General features: G+C 39.6%; 12 protein-coding genes. 3 read left to right on the top strand and 9 right to left on the bottom strand.

Annotated features, from left to right (window positions below; genetic code table 11):
• Nucleotides 1–22 precede the first annotated feature (22 nt).
• From SKC36_RS10875 to SKC36_RS10850, 6 genes are all read right to left on the bottom strand, one after another.
• Nucleotides 23–2260, bottom strand: coding sequence for a hypothetical protein (locus tag SKC36_RS10875; RefSeq protein ID WP_459465895.1), 2238 nt, complete (start codon nt 2258–2260; stop codon nt 23–25).
• Nucleotides 2261–2284: 24 nt separating this feature from the next.
• On the bottom strand, nt 2285–3466 hold the full coding sequence (locus SKC36_RS10870; protein ID WP_459465893.1) for a sialidase family protein: 1182 nt from the start codon (nt 3464–3466) through the stop codon (nt 2285–2287).
• 4 nt (nt 3467–3470) lie between these two features.
• Nucleotides 3471–4553: a polysaccharide deacetylase family protein gene (locus SKC36_RS10865; protein ID WP_459465891.1), complete on the bottom strand. Its 1083-nt coding sequence runs from the start codon at nt 4551–4553 to the stop codon at nt 3471–3473.
• A 76-nt stretch (nt 4554–4629) separates the two neighbouring features.
• Complete coding sequence (locus SKC36_RS10860; RefSeq protein WP_459465890.1) at nt 4630–5928, bottom strand: hypothetical protein; 1299 nt, start codon at nt 5926–5928, stop codon at nt 4630–4632.
• A 66-nt stretch (nt 5929–5994) separates the two neighbouring features.
• Entirely contained in the window at nt 5995–7635 is a 1641-nt protein-coding gene (locus SKC36_RS10855; protein WP_459454596.1) for a SusD/RagB family nutrient-binding outer membrane lipoprotein, read from the bottom strand.
• Nucleotides 7636–7661: 26 nt separating this feature from the next.
• Nucleotides 7662–11057 carry a SusC/RagA family TonB-linked outer membrane protein gene (locus SKC36_RS10850; protein ID WP_459465889.1) on the bottom strand — a complete coding sequence of 1132 codons (3396 nt, stop codon included), beginning with the start codon at nt 11055–11057 and terminating at the stop codon, nt 7662–7664.
• Nucleotides 11058–11223: 166 nt separating this feature from the next.
• Here SKC36_RS10850 and SKC36_RS10845 point away from each other — a divergent pair, with 166 nt between their 5' ends.
• Genes SKC36_RS10845 through SKC36_RS10835 form a run of 3 tightly spaced genes read left to right on the top strand, consistent with a single transcriptional unit; the run spans nt 11224 to nt 14211 of the window.
• Nucleotides 11224–12087, top strand: a complete 864-nt coding sequence (locus SKC36_RS10845) for an AraC family transcriptional regulator (RefSeq protein WP_459454594.1) — start codon at nt 11224–11226, stop codon at nt 12085–12087.
• A 41-nt stretch (nt 12088–12128) separates the two neighbouring features.
• Nucleotides 12129–13424, top strand: a complete 1296-nt coding sequence (locus SKC36_RS10840; protein WP_459465887.1) for a hypothetical protein — start codon at nt 12129–12131, stop codon at nt 13422–13424.
• Nucleotide 13425: 1 nt separating this feature from the next.
• Entirely contained in the window at nt 13426–14211 is a 786-nt protein-coding gene (locus tag SKC36_RS10835) for a polysaccharide deacetylase family protein (protein ID WP_459454592.1), read from the top strand.
• Here the strand turns inward: SKC36_RS10835 and SKC36_RS10830 are convergent.
• Genes SKC36_RS10830 through SKC36_RS10820 form a run of 3 tightly spaced genes read right to left on the bottom strand, consistent with a single transcriptional unit; the run spans nt 14208 to nt 17681 of the window.
• The gene (locus SKC36_RS10830) at nt 14208–15152 is read right to left on the bottom strand and encodes a dihydrodipicolinate synthase family protein (protein ID WP_459454591.1); all 945 of its coding nucleotides are present in this window, start codon (nt 15150–15152) and stop codon (nt 14208–14210) included. The two genes, SKC36_RS10835 and SKC36_RS10830, sit on opposite strands and share 4 nt — an antisense overlap.
• A gap of 2 nt (nt 15153–15154) precedes the next feature.
• The gene (locus tag SKC36_RS10825; RefSeq protein ID WP_459454590.1) at nt 15155–16660 is read right to left on the bottom strand and encodes a sodium:solute symporter family protein; all 1506 of its coding nucleotides are present in this window, start codon (nt 16658–16660) and stop codon (nt 15155–15157) included.
• Between the two features lies 1 nt (nt 16661).
• Complete coding sequence (locus tag SKC36_RS10820) at nt 16662–17681, bottom strand: sialidase family protein (RefSeq protein WP_459454589.1); 1020 nt, start codon at nt 17679–17681, stop codon at nt 16662–16664.
• Between the last annotated feature and the right edge of the window lie 21 nt (nt 17682–17702).

Here is a 17702-nt window from a genome sequence, read left to right as displayed (position 1 = left end):
CCTTGACAACGTTAGGAAATTTTTACTTTTTAGGCGCTGAAATCACCCCTAAATAACGACCCATCCAATAAGGCAAAAGCCAAATATCTCCTGCACTGTGCTCAGATAAACCATTCCCCCCATTACGATCCATATTGAACTGATTTGCGTTATGGCGCATGATGGGTTTTTCGTCTGGTGGTAAAACTTCTTGGGTTGTTTGACGACGGAAATTATCCGCCACTTTTACTATATCCTTACGGTGGCTATTTTGAATTGCCCAATCAATCATATCCAAAGGGTGTTCCCGCAAATACCAGGCGGCCTCATTTAAATCAAATTGTTTAGTCCCAGTTAATGCCGTGAAAATATTCCATGCTCCCTCTTTCTCTGGGCGCTCTATTTGCCAGTGATCCAGGATGGATTTCTTGAAACTAGCTTTTAAGGTATCATTGAAAGCATATCGGTATAGCCCCCAATAACCTACATAATACATTTCATCATCGGAGTGATTCCAACCATCCGACATGTTTTGAGCATGGGCATCCGCATCCTTTCCAGCACGGCCTAACACACTAAATGGACGCATTAAATTCTCATAATATCCATGTTTTGTTAATAGTTCAAACGCCTTTTGTTTATACTTTTCTTTCTTCGTGAAATGATAGGCAGTTTGCAGCATGGCTGTAATATTAGATGAATTTAATTTCCTATCCCCTACGTTGGTCGGGAAAGCATTAACATATTTGGGATTCCATTTTCCCCATAAAGTTGGCTTTCCGTCGAAGTCAATTAAATACATATCATTTTTCAAGATATGCGACATTAATGTATCAATCAGGACGATAGATCGTTTCTTTAAATCAGGATCATCCACTAATTCGGCCATAGCACCAAAGGCAAAAATATGCCCAATCACCTCATCACTACTCGTGGTAGATTTAAAATCCCACTCAGGATCAGGTGATGGCTGCCAGCGCTCTGGATCGGATAAACTTGAGATAAAACCACGACGCTCAAAGGAACGTGCGGGGAATCCTGGAACTGGAGTTAATTTATATAAACGCTCCATGGCGTCTAATGACTCCCGACAATTTTGCAAGGCTTCTGGATCTTTCGTTGCCGCATAACGGAAAATTTCTCCTCCCAAATACATGGATGTCCAAAGTCCATCATTATCTGAATCAGCCAAATATCCGGTACTTAAATTTCCTTTTTGCATACCATCTAAGGAAGCATTAAATCCATTTCTAATATGTCGTTTTCTCACTTGCTCATCATAAAAAACAGCCTTTTCATGCAAGGTCATTTTCTTAAAACAGATTTGTCCTAAACCTCCCGTAGTAGTGATTAACACGGAATTTTTAGGCCCTTCAGCTATGTGCTTAACAACATTGCTTGGTAACCATCTTTCTCCATTATAATAATCAAACTTTCCATCTTTCTTCAAAGCAAAAGCGCCTTTGGAAGAACCAAACCAGACTTTATCTCCAATCACTTTAATGGCCGTAATTTCAGTCCAAGGTAATTTTTGTTGCGTTTCGCCCACTTGTTTCAAGGAAATATCAAGCACCTGATAGCCCGAATTAGTCCCCACATAAGCCTTGGTCGAATTTTCAGCTATATCAAAAGCCGTGAATGGTCCACCAGCGATAAGTTTAGAAATACTTCTTGAAGCTGGAGTAAATTGATACAAGCCTTGTTTTCCCAATATAAAATACGTCTGGCTAGAAGCCTGATATTTCATATCCAATACCTGATCCCCTGATAAATCTCCTTTGAAAAAGGTTTTAGAATCTTTCACCCAATGTATACTTATTCCATCCGAAATTAAAAAGGCAAAGTCTTTACCTCCAACCACTTGATTCGCCTTAGCTAATTCATGTTTTGAATAAATACTACCTGCAAAAGCGTGACTTAAAATGGCCTTATCATCTATCAAAACAAATTGCTTCTGATACGAGGTCAATGCTGCCATTCGTTTAGGCGCGCTGGTCCGGTATTTAGTGTCTTTTATCAAAGTCCCAGGATACAAAAACTGCCCATCGTGTGGCAAAAGAGTTCCTGTAGATCCAAACAAAATAATATTACCATTTCTATCGGAATAGCTCGCATTTAAATCAATTGACTGATCTTTAGCGAGATAATATTTGACACTATAATCCTGCCAAAAAGGAGTGTCTTGATATACAGGCTGCTTGGCTTTATTTTGAGCCCATGTCAAATGTGTGGCCAATAATAGACACACATACATTAATCCATTTAATTTACTGATTTTCATTTTATAGGTTTAGGTTTAAATTCACTACTCGGATTTGATTTTCTGTGGATCCACGACCACGTATTTGATGGATTTTTGATCTTTCTCTAGGTGAGAAGAATATGAAATATGTAAAAGACCATCAGGACTTTGAGTCATACAAGGATAAGAAAAACTACCTTTTCCCGGAGCTACATTTTCTAAGTAGGTCTTCCAATTCCAAGTTTTCCCTTCATCATCAGATAAAAACAAGCCTAGGCGGTACCGCCCATCAATAATATCATTTCCTAAAAATGCCAAGCGACCGTCTTTCAGCACTAGAAGCTCTACACTGGCGGTATTAGGGATATCTGTTTTCACCGAGGGAGACCAACTTTCCCCTTGATCTGTGGACTCACTCATATGTACTCGCGGAGGATTATCCCCGCTATCACGTAAATATGCCAAAAGGTTGCCATTCTTTTTTTTCACAATAGCCGGCTGAATGGGTCCACGACCGACCAATGGCAAGCTTGGCCGCCAAGTTAGTCCTTGATCATCCGAAATAGCCATCAAAGAGAAATTGAAACCATCGGAATACAAAGGCAATATGATACGTCCATTGTCCAATATGAGCGGTTTGATACGCGTCATCCATCCAAAACTTCTTTTCACTGGATCTGCACTCGCCTTGGAAATCATTTCATCATATTTCGGAGCATAGCCTGCCCAACCAATATGATGCTCGGGTAATTGTTTCAATTTTTTACTCACTTCGCTAGCAAAATCATTGCCTGGTTTTAACAAAATATTGTCTTGCCACTCCCAGACTGGTGCGCCATCTTTGGAATAATTCGTGGATGTCCGCACGCGCAAAACTGATTGTTCCCATTGGTTAGCTTGAACTGCTATCCATACTAAGAACAGTTTATCTTCCCTGTTTAAAAATAGAACCGGATTGCAATCTGGAATATGGGGTGTATCGGCCATTAAAAAGGGTTCACTCCACTTAGAATCCCCATTTTTTAGTCGAGAACCCATTAATTTAACATCGTCGGCAGTTCTTTCTCCACTTCCATAAAACCAAACCGACAGGTAGTCGCCATTAGGCAAACGAACCAAGCTACTTCCATGGACATGCTTGTCTTGTCCTGGGAAAATAAGCATGGACTTGACAATAGCCGAACTTTGAGCTAGTGATTGAAGAGAAATCACTAACAAAACCAATAGTATTTTAATAAATTTCATGTGATTATTTTACTTTTTTACGGCGCTCCATTAACTCCCGGAAAGTACTTAAAATGATACCTTCTTTCTCTATATAGGCCTTTAAATCTGGATGCATCATGGAGTTCATATCAGCTAATCGAGAACCTCCAGAACCACTGATAAATTTAAATTCTTCAGTGATATCACTACTGTGTACGATCAACATGGCTACGCCAGGCTTCATGTGTTCCAATTGGTAAATCCACTGATCTGCTTTGTATTTTCCCCACTCCGCCGGGCTAGGGTTACCTTCTGGTTTCCAATCTCCACTATCTGAGTGTAAATCATCCAATACGGGTAATCCTGCTTTCCAAAGCATTTCACCAATCTTCTTGGATTCAGTCACTAAGTCCGTTAAACCAAATTTGGCCATAGGTAAAGGCATTCCTTCTTTCCACTTGCCTTCTGCCTTCATTTTTTTGATATAAGGCTTATTCACAGATTCAATCAACATTTTATTATTACCTCCAGGGAACATAACAGGAATCCCTAATTCCATTCCCACTTTTAAATACCGCTCCAAGAAAGGAGGATAGGCAAATAAGGTACCCATATGTGAATCTAGGTGGGTCGGTTTCCAACCCAAGCGAGTGGCACGTTCTATTTGCGCTCTAATTTCCCTTTCTACTTCATCTGGGCTACCATTTTTAATCACTTGTTCCACACTATGCCAAAGGCAACCATCCCCATCACTTAAGGTAGGTACTTGTTGAAAACCAGATAATGCCGGCCAACGGTAATCCTTCCACTCCGAAGTTAAGGTCAAGTGTAAACCTGCGTCTAAATTGGGGTGGTTTTTTTGGATGTAATGAATAAAACTAGCGGCCCATGGACAAGGCATCATGATACTGCAAGATGTAGCGACTCCCTGTTCTATGGATTTATAAGCCCCTTGATTGGAGGAATAGGACATCCCGCAGTCATCCACGTGAAAAATGACTACTTTTTTACCCTTTGGATAGCCTAATTTTTCTGCGTAAGTAGGTTCTAACTGCTGAGCACCTACAGTAGTAAATACCATGCTGGATGCCACGAAAGCCCATAAAAGTAGTCCTAAATTTTTCATATGATAAAACACAAGGTTTAGAAAAGGGAAATAGCCAAAAATAACTTGGCTAAGATAAATCAAAACGTTTTAAATTTTACTTCGTACTAGGTTTTGGACTAGCTTGAATTAGTTGTAAGGCCTGGTCCATATAAATTTCTGCGGTCATTTCACCTAAACTAGTACGGGTGACATAATCATAGCGTTTGAAGCTATTATAGTCCACCTTGGCCAACATATATCCAAAAGCGTCATTGGTAAGTCCAAACAAAAAGGGCATTTTAGTAGCCATGTGACGTTTTACATAATAACCTACATTGGGCAAAGCCTCACCTGGAACCGTTAAAATCTGTGCGGGCCCAATGTTCAATAGATTCAATTGTGTACTAACCGTATTAGGTTTTTTGTATTCGTATTTCAAAGGTGAATTTGTCAAAATATAGCGCATAATTTCCGAATCCACAGGAAGTTCAATCATTTTTGATGTACAATAAATGGAAGGAGAATCTAAAACAGGGGCTTTGTTTATAATTCGTAATGCCTCAGCAGCCAACAACTCCCCTATCCGAATGCATTCCTCCCAGGTATTGGCTTCTTTTTGATTACTTTGACCTTCTTTCCCATATTCCAAACGGGTATCTGCTGTGACCATACCTCCTTGGGCTCCATTCATAAACAGAGCCACACCTCCTGCTTGGGCTTCAATTCTATCGTATAAAGGTCCGCATAAATCCGGACTTAAAATGCCTCGACCACTTCCGAGTACTTCTGGGTGAACGGCATAATTAACTAAGGTAGCAATGGCCTTCCCTTGGCGGGCACCCGAAGTAGCAATGGCCTGAATAACCCCACAGCGTGGATCATATAAAGCAGGAGCATAATAATTATAGGCAATCTTTCCTTTTGCTTCCTCCACATTCACTTTTAAAGCAGCAGGTTCTAATTTTGATATGGCTTCATTTACTGCATCAGCAATTTGCTGAACGCAAAAATCTAGGTATTTTAAATCGGCATAATTTTTTCCAGTAGCATCTGGAAAACCATAAGCATCTGGGGCGGAGTGTGTATGCGTAGCACCAATTAATATATTTTCTGGGGCAATTCCCTTGATAAGGGCTCTGGATTTATTTCCAAGAACAGAGGTCCACCCTAAATTATCAACATTGACAATCGCAAAACGGGTATTTCCTTGTTCAAAAACCATGGCACGGGCAAATAAATCACCCTTCTTTTCTATGCTAGGTTTGGGAGTGCCTATACCCCCCGACACGGGAAGTAAAGGGTTTGGAGTAATAACTCGAACGGCTGCCCCCACCCGTAAGGTTTGAGCAGTCGCTTGAGTAAATAAACTTAAAAATAAAAGTATTAAAAGGTTTAGAGGTGTATATAGTTTCATTGGTTAACAGAAGATTAGAGCATCTAATTTTTTGAAGGGCCTCCCGAGAGAGGCCCCTTAAAATTCTTAATATGGCTTACCCGTTCCTTGGATTACCCAAGGCTTAGACCAAGCACTGTTTTTACCATCAGCCTGTGAATAATTAGTCACTTCTAATTTATCCAAAGCAGCAGATGTATTTTTTGCATTGATACGTAACTCATCCTGCATGTAATAGAAACGAACAGGAATTGCTTGACGCTTTGCCACAGGACCCGCCTTTAATTCTGGGAAACCTGTACGACGGAAGTCGAACCATGCCTCCGTAGCGGCAGTCCAGCTAGCAATCCATTTTTGCTCAATCACTTGCTTTACCGTTCCTGCATACGCCACACCAGCATTAGCCAAATAAGCTGAAGCAGTAGAACCTACTCCCCAAGTAGTCAATGAAGCTTTTACTCCATTTTCATAGAAAGTTTTGGCATCACCTACTGAATAGCCTTTTAATGCCGCTTCCGCTAAGATAAAGTTTACTTCCGCTGCAGATACTAAACGAGCTCTCAACAAAGGTCCAGAGGCATTTTTGTACATTGGAGCTAAGAATGAAACGTGAGGGTTAAACGAGGTTTGACCTGGTGTAGGGTTCATGTTATAAGCAGATGGTAACTGAGAAAAAGAGGTAGGTAAACCTACATATTCTTGATCCGTATCTACTTTAGAATTACCTACTACATCAGGAGACAAATAACGCTTTCCGTCAATGATCTTATCTGTTTTGGCTGGAAGACTTGCATCAACTACTAATGGAATTTCCACTTTAGCAGCCCAAATTCCTAAACGAGGATCTTTAACTGTTTGTAAATATTCCACAAATGTATTCGCCATTTTGATACGACGGTAATTACTACCACTCACATCATATACTGCATTAGCTGGCCAAGATGTACCATCTGATGTTCCTGGAAAACCCATGGTTGCATCGTCAGAGTTAGTCAAAATCACAGGATAGTTCGCTGGATTTTTTGCAATCTTCTCAATACCCGCTTTAGCTACATCAGGTTTCTTTGCAGAAATACGCATGTAATAACGTAAAGCCAAAGAGTTGGCTAATTTACGCCATTTAGTAGGATCACCTGAATAAATCACATCCACGTTATCCACGATGTTCGAATACTCGCTTTTTTGCTTAGATAACAAGGTATTTGCTTTCTCCAAATCCGCTAAAATACCCGTGTAAATAACCTCTTGAGAATCATATGCAGGTAGGATATTATCAGCTCCACCCGTTTCTCCTTTCAAAGCATTCGTATAAGGAGCATCTCCCCAAAGGTCTGTAATCAAACCAAACATAAATGCTTTATTGACTAAAGCCACTCCTTGTTGGAATTCCCAATTCAAGGCTAGGGCACGGTTATACAATAAGTCGTTATTACGTAAAATATCATAGTAACCAGACCAACTTTGGTTTCCACCCCAGTCATAATCATTATGACCTGATGACCAAGCATCTTTTTGCGTATGTTGAACCACACCTGCAATATCTTGATATCCTAGGTTTACATAAGCCTTGGACATTTCCGTTAACACGGTTGGCATAACCAAATTAGGATTTACAACCTCTGGCTGAACTCCATTTGGATTTATATTCACTTTTGTCAAGTCTTCACAAGAGAAAAATACTCCGGTTAATAGGGTGAAGGCGACAGCTTTTATTAATCTTATTTTCATGATTTTAATGTTTTAAGGTGCTTTGATTAAAATGTCAAACCAAGTTTAAATCCTACTGGGATAACCCAAGGAGTAACATTATAGCGCTCAATTCCTTGCTTAAATTGGGTTCCCGCTTGTGCTCCTGCTTGTGGCTGGAAAGCTGTTTCAGGATCTATACCAATTTTAGAAGCCGTCCATAAAATGATATTACGGCTATAAACAGAGAAGTTAGCACTTTGCAAACCTAAGCTCTTAACAAAATTACTTGGTAGCTCATATCCTAAAGAGATCTCTCTCAACTTCACGAAAGAAGCATCGAAAGTAGCTGCACGAGTAAAGCTCCATGGATAATTATCTCCGTATGGTAAAATACGGGTATTAGGACCACCTAAATTTTCCTCATAACCTGTAATGTTTCCTTTACCATCATAAATGGCAATTACACCTGGGTTAAACACACCATTAGGATAGGTTTTTCCTCCATATTCAAATGGGTATCCACCATATTCCTTAGTAGGTCCACCAACGATTGGGAAATAACCATTTTGGTTGATGCGGATATATTTATCTTGGTTAGCTACTAAAAAATTACGTAATGCATCTCCCGTTAATCCATTTGGATTAATCAAGTTGTCTAAGAAACGTTGAGATTTCAAATCAGACTCTCCATAACGATAAGTTTGAGAAACAAAGTCCCCACCACTTCTCCAGTCGAAAGTCATATTTAAACTAAAGTTCTTATAAGATAAAGAAGTCTGTAAACCTAAAATGAAATCTGGGTTAAAGTTTCCAATCTTAGTACGTGTATTACTAGCGTTCACCGACTGCCAAGAACCATCTGAATCCAAGATTGGATATCCATAATACTTAGATGATTGATCTTTTACCGTCACAATTTCCGCATCGTAAATATCTCCAATCTTATCTCCTACGTAAGTCCATGCACCACCTTTAGCATCTGTCCAAAGTGTATAGAAATTCAAACCTTGTGAAAGCTCTTTAATCGTAGTTTCGTTCTTGTAGAAGTTAGCCGTTAAATCTAATCTCCAACCATTCTTGTCGATTGGCGTTCCACCCGCTGTTATTTCTATACCCTTAGATACTAACAAACCTGCGTTGATGTTCTTCGAAGTAAAACCTGAAGAAGAAGGTAATGTAGTCGGGATAATTTGGTTACGATTTTCTACGGTATAATATGTTCCTGAGAATCTCAAACGATTTTTGTACATCGTCAAATCAGCTCCTAAATCATACGAAGTAGAAATTTCTGGCTTCAAATCTGGTAATAAGATAGAACCTGATTTTCCTAAACGAGTTAAAGAACCCCATGCCTCAGCATTTTGAAGTGTATTGATCAAGGCATAAGGATTGGTATCATTACCCACTTGCGCCACACCTGCTCTTACTTTCAATAAATCAATCTTGTCATTTGGAATAGCAAATGCTTCATTCAACAAGACACTCAAAGAAGCTGATGGATAGAAATAAGATCTATTTTCTACTGGCAATGTACTTGACCAGTCGTTACGAGCAGTCAAATCCAAATAAACCATGTCCTTATAGCCAATGTTCGCCATACCATAAGCACTGTACACCACTTTCTTAGTCTGGAAACTAGAATAGTTGATATTCGTGTTAGCAATGTTCTGTAGAGTAAATAAACCTGGAATAATCAAGCCTGTACCTCCTCTAGAAGATGTGCTTACGTCCATCGTTTTAGATGTTCTAGCATTGGCTCCCACGGAGAAAGATAATTGGAAATCTTCCACTGGCTTAGTCCAAGTAGCTAAGAAGTCTACGTTACGCTCATAGCGGTCTAGATTCATGATACCATAGGCACCATTTTTTTCACCAGTATAGGATTTAGAAATTTTTGTCTCGCGTGTTTCACCATAAGTATCCAAAGCATAACGAGCCATGAAACTTAATTCTTTCGTGATCTGGTAGTCTAATTTAACATTACCAAAAGCACGATTACGTTCAAATCCATTTTTCACTTCATAAGCTAAGAACCATGGATTATTATAATTTCCAATAGCCTGAGATTTCTGTTGTAATCCCTCTTGACCTGGAACCCAGTAATCTTTCAAATCCATGATGTTGATGTGCGGAGAAACGGCATAAGCCCATTGCAATGGGTTAGCTCCTCTTTCACTAGCTGGACGGTTATTGGAGTTATTTCTGCTCAAATCAATGTTAGCGCTCAATCTCAATTTGTCTGACAATTTGAAAGATGAAGCAGCCGATAAAGAGTTCTTGAATAAATCAGAACCTGGAATAATTCCACGGCTAGACATGTTAGAGTAAGTCAAACGATAGTTGGCTACATCATTTCCATTGGTCACAGAAACACCGTTTGTAGTGGTGATACCTGTTTGAACGAAATTTTTAATATTGTCGGCATACGATTTCAATTCGGTAGGAATTTGTTTTCCATCGGCTCCCTTAGGACTATTCCATTGAATAGCTGTGTAACCTTTATCTAACTCAGGTCCAATACCTCCAGCAGATCCTTCTTCAATCTTTAAAATTCCTCCTGGATATGGGTTATTGTCTGGAGTAAATGGAAGTACACCCGTTGCAAACTTCGAGTGCATTTTCAAAAATTTGAAAGGTTGATCAAATACGGTATTTGAAGTAATATTTACCGTCATTTTCTTTGCCTTTGCTCCATTTTTAGTGGTGATTAACACCACACCATTTCCTGCACGTGAGCCATATAAGGCCGCCGCACTTGGTCCTTTCAATACAGATACACTTTCTACGTTCTCCGGATTTAAGTCAGAAATTGCATTTCCATAATCCACTCGGTTATCATTACCAATTTGACCTACGTTATTCAAGGAGTTAATTACTGGCACACCATCAATCACAAACAATGGCTGGTTGTCATTGCTCAATGATTTCGCACCACGAATGATCATACTAACAGAAGAACCTGTACCTCCTGTAGAGTTGATACTCACACCCGCAACCTTACCAGATAAAGAGTTCAAAACGTTTTCGTTTACAACGCGGCTGATATCTTTTCCTGCCACTTTACCTACCGAGTAGCCTAGCGACTTTTCTTCACGCTTGATACCCAAGGCTGTAACTACCACTTCATTTAGTAATGCAGTGCTAGAAGATAATGAAACGTCTAATACACTACGACTTCCGATACGAATCTCTTGCGTATCAAAACCTACAAATGAAAATACCAAAACAGGATTCGTTCCATTCACTTCTATGGAGTAAGCTCCAGATGAATTAGTGGTTGTTCCTTTCGTAGTTCCTTTCAGTGAAATATTTACACCTGGAACTTCCGTACCATCCTGACTGGAAGTAACCTTACCAGTAATCAGTCTGGACTGAGCGACAGCAGCTGAATAGCACCCGGCTATCATGACCGCTACAAATAGAAAATGCCGCAGCATTTTTACTGTAAAATTTAATCTCATAATTGAATTGATTTGGTTAACAAAAGATATTAATCGGTAAACAGGTTTAAATTTTTAACAAAAAAATGCATTAAAATGGATGAATAATTAAATAAATTTGTCAAATAGCACAACTATTCTAGCATAATAGCTCCAATACCTCCAAATTAACAACTTTAATAATTCAATGAAGGCTCATTTACTTAAAGTTTCGAACCAACCACTGCGTTCATTTAGTGTTCGTCGGGACATAGTTAATTACTTTTTTAACAAGTATCATTACCATCCGGAAATCGAATTGTTATTAATTGAAAAAGGAACTGGAACCCAGTTTGTGGGTGATAGTATTCAACGATTTCAAGATGGCGATTTACTCTTAATTGGCTCCAATTGTCCACACTATTTACGAAGTGATAACGTGTATTTCCAAGGCGACGAAGACCTAAAAGCTAGCGCCCTGGTTATCCATTTTAACCCTGATTTATTTGGAAATTCATTCCTTAAACTACACGAAAATCGATTTATTTTTCAATTATTAGAAGAAGCTAGAAAAGGAATCCGCATACAAGGTGAAACCAAAAAACAAATTATTTGTCGGATGAATTCTATCCTAGACAATGAAAATGATAACCTAGTTTTACACTTGTATCAAATTTTAGATCTACTTTCCATGAGTAAAGAAAGGGAAATTCTTTCCATGGGTATCCTAGAAAATTCTACCAGCGAAAAAGAAACAGAACGCCTAAATTTAATCTATAATTACTCCGTTAAGCATTTCAAAAGAAAGATTAGTATTGATGAAATTGCCAGCATTGCCCATTTAAGTCCCTTGTCATTTTGTCGGTATTTTAAGACCAAAACCAGGAAAAACTACGCCAGCTTCCTAAATGAAATACGGGTTGAATACGCTTGTAAATTGATTAAGGAAAATCAATTTCTGGTAACCCAAATATGTTATGAATCGGGCTTCAATAATTTCACCAACTTCAATAAAGCCTTTAAAAAAACCACTGGTAAAACTCCTTTTCAGTATGCGAAGGAATTCAATTAATACCTGAATATTCTGTTAACATTTTCTAAACCTATCAAACAATGAACAACAAAAAATTATTATTATCTCTACTGACAGTAGGGATGTCTTTAGGAACGGCATGGGCTATACGTGGCCAGTTTGGACATGAACATGGTGCTGCCTGGGCTGGTTCCATTGGGTCCATCGCAATTTTACTAGTAGCCAAACGACAAGACTGGTTTTCTAAGGCTTTTCAAATTATCGTTTCGGGAGCCATGGGTTGGGGAATTGGTGGCGTGATGAGCTATGGCCTGGTAGTAGGTTACGGCCGAGATACAGAATTTATCAATGTCTATTATGGCTTAATTTCCCTTTTTGTTATCGGAGGGCTTTATGGTTTTATTGGTGGAGGTTTATTTGGACTTAGCCTATCCAACTCAAGTAAAAGCCCAGTTGCCTGGCCTCAGCTTTTAGTTGAAATGGTTGTTGGAGCTATCTTATTTTACTTTTTCATCATCCAACAATATGAATGGCTAATGACTCCACCAAGAGATGAATCTTGGGCAGGTGTTTTAGGAATGGCTGCCGCACTTACCTGGTTCATGTTTCGCACCAAACAATATTCCGCCCTTCGGGTAGCGCTATTTGCCGGACTAGGCGGAGGCTTTGGTTTTGCTTTTGGTAATTTCTTACAAGTATTAGGACATGTTTCCGAAATAAAATTCAATTTCTGGAATGTGATGGAGTATTCGCTCGGTTTCTTTGGTGGAATAGGTATGGCTTATGGTACGTTTACTTCCCATTGGGAAGATACAAGCGAGGAAAAGTATACTAAACAATGGTTTCCTATACTGATGTTAGTGCTGATTATTCCCTTTACCATGTGGCAACAAAATTTCCGTATGGACCGTTTGGAGAAAACCATTACCCCTTTACTCCAATCCTCCGATCAGGCCATGGAACTATCGGTTCGATGGGATTCCCTATTATTAATCCTATTTGCTGGAATATATTGGATCAATGTGCATGCCAAATCCAAGTCCTTAACCTATGAGGATATCAGAAAATTCTTCATCGGTCATTTTGGTCTTTACATGTTATTAAGCATCATGATCACCGGGGCATTCTTAAGTACCTACCGTATTGAGCAATATTTATACCTTGTCAATTTTGGTATCATTTTATATTTAATTAATCGCGTAGACCTTAGCTTTGAAAATTACTCTATTTCATGGAAAAGCTATGCGAAAAACCTAGGTATCGTCTTGGCATTCATCGCCGTATTGGCATTTATCGCTTCCAATTCGCACGATGAAATCAAAAGTTCTCATAAACGATTTGGACAAGAAATTCCACTTGAAACACCTAAACCATAACATGAAACAAATCCCTCACCTTCTTTTGGGAATAGCCCTCTTAGTGGCTATTCCTTCTTTTGCTCAAAATTTTACCTGGCCCCAAGGTAAAAAGATGGCATTGAGCCTCAGTTTTGATGATGCCCGTGCTAGTCAGGTAATTCATGGTACACAGCTGCTCAACCAATACGGCGTAAAAGCTACTTTTTTCCTTAACCCTGGTGCCATGGAAAAAAACTTAGCAGCTTGGAAGAAAGCGGTTGCTGCAGGACACGAAATAGGGAACCACAGTACTTCCCACCCTTGCACAGGAATATTTACTTGGTCTAGAAGCAATGCACTAGAAAACTATACCCTAGAAAAAATGGAGAAGGACATATTAGATTGCAATGTTTCCATCGAAAAGAACCTCGGGGTAAAAGCCGAAGTTTTTGCCTATCCATGCGGACAAACCTTTATTGGGAATGCCGCTCAAACGCAAAGCTATGTGCCACTCATAGCCAAGCATTTTTTATTAGGCAGGTTATGGAAAAGCGAAGCGCCCAACGACCCTACTTACCATAATTTTGCTCAACTGACGGGTATAGAAATGGATGGACAAGATTTTGAACAAATCTTACCTTTGATTGAAGAGGCTAGAAATTCAGGAAAATGGTTGGTATTGGCTGGTCATGAAATGAATGAGTCGGGTAATCAAACTACCCGACTCAGTATGCTCAAAAAACTCATGGAATATGCCAATAATCCAGCTAATGGTATTTGGATTGCCCCCATGGGAACGGTAGCCAAATTCATTCAATCACGCTAAACTAATGGCCCAAAATCCAGACTTTTTACCATAGGCAAAGCCAAATAATCCTGGATTAGTTTATCCAAAGCAGAGGTTTCCTTCGGCGTTAATTTACCTACATCACGGCGGGTAGCTAAACGAATGGGGAAGCCTCTTTTTTGTAATACATATTTAGCACTGGTTGGATAAACCGTATGCATCACGTCCATATTGTCGATAAAGAACTTTTGTACAGTGGCCACTTGATCTTCTTTTCCAGGTGTATTAAAGTTGGCACATAGCCAAGCGATCAGCTCTGGAAAATAATTCCCTTGAATACAAGACAATCCCATGGCACCTGCCTTTAATACAGAGACAGCATGACCCATGTAGGCATCGTATAAACCAAAATTATAACCCTGAGCAGTACGAATACGTAAGGCAACCTTAGCTAAATCCAAGGAGGTGTCTTTATGATATACCAAACGTCCTGACGGTAATAAATCTTCTAATACCTCTTGACTAATCAAGCGCTTGTAAGGTACAGGGCACTCATATATGCCAAAGGGAATTCCTGGTGTCAAATCCATGAAATGGTGCATATGCTTTAAAAACTCCGCATCTGACTCATCTTCCTTCACCATCAAGTTATTTAATACAATCACAGCATCCACTCCCAAAGCATAAATAGCTTTAGAAAAATCTGCCATTTCCTCGATACTATCTCCTAGCGTTCCCGTAGCCACTACTGGCACTCTTCCTGCTGCCGTTTTCACAACAGTTTCGACTAAACTTAAGCGCTCCGCACGAGTTAATTCATACATTTCGCTCGACAAACAATTAGCAAATAGGCCAACTGAACCTGTTTGAATATACATTTCCGTTAAACGGGCTATTCCTTCCAAATCCAAAGAATGGTCTTCTTTGAAGCTACTTATCATCACGGGTACGAAACCCTTCGGTAATTTCTGCTGCATCATTTTTACTTTTTACTAACAAATTTTTGAACAAGGCGACCGATTAATATGATGGAAATGGTCCCCAATACGACGGTCATTTTAGAATCAAAGGGGCTTCTATACGCTTCTGGGAAACTATCTTTAAAAGATATCCAAGCAATGATGGCCACGCCGGCAATGGCCCCAATTTTGGCCGCCAAATTTTCCACATGTTTTGATAAAAAACCTAGTAAGAAAATCCCTAACATACCCCCTGCAAATATCCCTGATAATTTCCACCAAACATCTAAGAGACTTTTGACGCCTATCATGCTAATGCCAAAGGTGATACCCAATAAGCCCATAATCACCGTAGCGATATGCAATACTTTCAATTGCTTAGCTGCTGGTAAATCCTTTTGAACATACCGTAAATAAATATCCTTTAAAAATACGGTAGCCGAGCTATTCATACCGCTACTCATGGTACTCATAGCTGCTGATAGCAGAGCCGCCATCAATAAACCCAACAAACCTTTTGGAATCTGTGTCTTCATGAAAAATGGCAAAACACGATCCCCATAATCAGCCGGTTTTAGGGCATCTAGGGCAATACTTTTTTCAGCGGAAACCTGCTGCTTTAATTCCAAAATCAAGGCTGGATTTTCCATGTAAAAAGTATAGAGCGCTGTTCCAATAAAAAAGAACAAACAAGAAACTGGAACAAAGTAAAATACACATAACCAAATGCTTTTAGCCGCTTCTTTGGCATCTTTTGCTGTATGGTATCGCTGAATGTAGTTTTGATCAATTCCGAAATTGGTCAAATTGATAAAGAAACCATACAACAAAACCACCCATACGGAACTGGTGCTAAAATCTGGATCAAAACTTCCTAAACTAAATTTATCATCGCGAATCCCAACTTCGATAACCTTGGAAAAACCTGTTTGGTAAATAATAATACCAACGATCATCAGTGCACCCATGGTTTTTAAAATGGCCTGAATTACTTCCGTCCAGATAACTGCCTCCATGCCACCTAGAACGGTGTAAAAAATGATGCATAAACCAGAAACGATGATAATCAAGCGCATATCTACACCCGTAAGGGCATTGATAGTCAAGGCAATTCCATAAAAAATAGTACCCATCCTGGCCAATTGCGTCATGATGAAACAGACCATGGCGTAGGTCCTTGCCCAGGCTCCAAAACGTTTTTCTAAGTGCGTATAGGCACTAACTTCTCCCGAGTTACGGTAGAAAGGAACAAAATACTTGGTGGAAACCCAGGCCGCAAATGGAATGGATAAACTAAAGACAAAAGGATTCCAGTTTGACCCAAATGATTTCCCAGGGTCACCCAAAAAAGTGATGGCACTTAAAAAAGTAGCGTAAAAACTTAAACCTAAAGCCCAGCCAGGAATTTGGCCTGAAGCCGTTGTAAATTGCTCGGAACTATTATTTTTCCTTGAAAAATAAATACCTATGGCCACCATGCAGAGCAAATAAACTACAATGATGCTAAGATCAAGAATAGGTAGTGTCATATTACAAAGTGATCACAACGTGCTTAATCTTCTCTCGCTTCCATGTATAGGTAATATGTATCTTACCATCTTTCGTTTGGATCACTGCTGGGTAGGAGAATTCAGCCTTAGGCTCTGTTTCTAATACAGCCAATTCTTTCCAAGTTTTACTATCCGAAGAAATTGCTACGTTTAGAGGAGAACGTTTACCTCCCCATTCTTGAGATTCTTTAGTCACATGGTTATAAACCAATACTTGACGGCCATCCTTTAAGGTTACTGCATCAGTTCCAGAATTGGGATTTGGAAGCGAAATGGCCTTTAAAGCTGTCCAGGTTTTACCTTGATCCGAAGAAAATGCCTCTAAAATAAATCCATTCTTACTCCGACAAAGAATTTGTAAACGTCCGTCTTTTAAAAACAAGACACTCGGTTGAATGGCAGAAAACTCTTTTCCATCATTTATGGCATCGGTGCGTGACCAGGTACGACCCCCATCTTTGGTCATTTCAAAATGAACGCGCCAGCCATTGTCCTCTGAACTAGTTGGACAAAGCAAGGTGCCATCCTTCAACATTACAGGCTTATTTTTAATCGGACCTAAAATACCGAGTGGCAATCGTTCAGCATTTGACCAAGTTATACCGCCATCTTTCGAGCGCTTAATCATACCCCACCAATCTCTAGGGGTAGGTCCTTCTTTATAGAATAATAATAACTCTCCTCCTTTTGAGGCAGGCATTTGGAATAAAACGGGGTTCCAAAGGGGATAGCGAATGGTACTATTTTGAACCCCATTAGCTACTTCTACCGGAGCCGTCCATTTACCATTCACCATTCTGCTCACCCAAATTCCTACATCTGGATTACGCTCTTCGGTTCCTCCAAACCAGGCCGTAACTAAGCCTTTGGGGGTCTCTTCAATGGTGGAGGCATGACATTCTGGAAATGGCGCCTTATCGTAAATAAATTCTGAGCTAGTAATCTGCGCGAAAGCTCCTTGACCTAGCACCATAAGTGCCAGTATGTATAAAATTTTCATAGTTAAATAGGTTCAATGGAA

The organism is Aquirufa sp. OSTEICH-129A (assembly GCF_054558355.1).
Note: the sequence above shows the minus strand (reverse complement) of the source record. Positions and strands in the feature narration are given on the sequence as shown.